The sequence below is a fragment of the Kitasatospora sp. NPDC094016 genome (assembly GCF_040304045.1).
Classification (GTDB): Bacteria; Actinomycetota; Actinomycetes; order Streptomycetales; family Streptomycetaceae; genus Kitasatospora.
Genome location: NZ_JBEOUK010000114.1, coordinates 1 through 1,054 on the forward strand (window position 1 = coordinate 1; position 1,054 = coordinate 1,054).

Sequence of the window (1,054 nt, forward strand, 5' to 3'; positions counted from 1 at the left end):
CAGCGGGTCCAGTTCCGGTAAACCGTGGTGCGTGACGCGAGCGCAACTGACGGATGCAGAGTGGGTGTTGATCGAGCCGTACTTGCCGATCGGCGAGTACGGCCCGTACCCCGAGCGGCTGCGCCAGCAGTTCGAGGGCGTGATCTGGCGATTCCGGACGGGCGGGCAGTGGCGGGAGATGCCGAAGGAGTTCGGTGCTTGGTCGACCGTCTCCAATCGGTTCCGGCAGTGGAGGGACGCCGGCGTCTTCGAAGCCCTGCTGGAGGGGATGATCGCGGAAGCCGCGAAGCGCGGTGAGGTGGACTTGTCCCTGGTCGGCGTGGACTCCACCACCGTGCGAGCCCACCACGACGCCGCCGGGATGCACCTTGACCCCGACACCATGGCCTCCCTGGAGAAGGCCGTCGACGAGGCGGAGAAGGCACGACAAAAGGGGGAGGCCCGGAGGAACAAGACGGGCGGGACGCCTCAGGTGACCCGAAACGGGAAGAACGGCGACGAATCCGGCGTCGGCACAAGATCCGACTGAAGGAAGCCCTGCTCGGACGCTCCAGGGGTGGGCAGACCAGCAAGATCCATTGCGCCGGCGACCGGAAGTGTCGCCCGCTGGTGTTCATACTGACCCAGGGCCAGGCCGCGGACAGCCCACAGTTCATCCCCGTGCTGAAGAAGGTACGGGTCCGGGTGCCGGTCGGCCGTCCCCGCAGCCGGCCGGACGCGGTCGCCGGGGACAAGGCCTACTCGTCCCGTGGCAACCGCGCCCACCTGCGCAAGCGCCATATCAAGGCGGTCATTCCGGAGAAGAAGGACCAGAGCGCCAACCGGCAGAAGAAGGGCAGCAAGGGCGGCAGGCCCGTCAGCCACGACGCCGAGCTCTACAAGGAGCGCAACACCGTTGAGCGCCTGATCAACAAGCTGAAGGCCTGGCGAGGCATCGCGACCCGGTATGACAAGACCCCGGACAGCTACCTCGCAGGCCTCCACCTCCGTGGCGCGATGATCTGGATCAAGGACCTCACCCGGACCCGTTGATCACGACCGAATACGCGCCCTA

The 1,054-nt window shown here is 66.8% G+C and carries 1 pseudogene; it reads left to right on the forward strand.

Annotation, left to right across the window (positions count from 1 at the left end):
• Nucleotides 1-31: 31 nt before the first annotated feature.
• A pseudogene (locus tag ABT015_RS37935) lies at nucleotides 32-1,032 on the forward strand (IS5 family transposase).
• The last annotated feature ends 22 nt before the right edge of the window (nucleotides 1,033-1,054 follow it).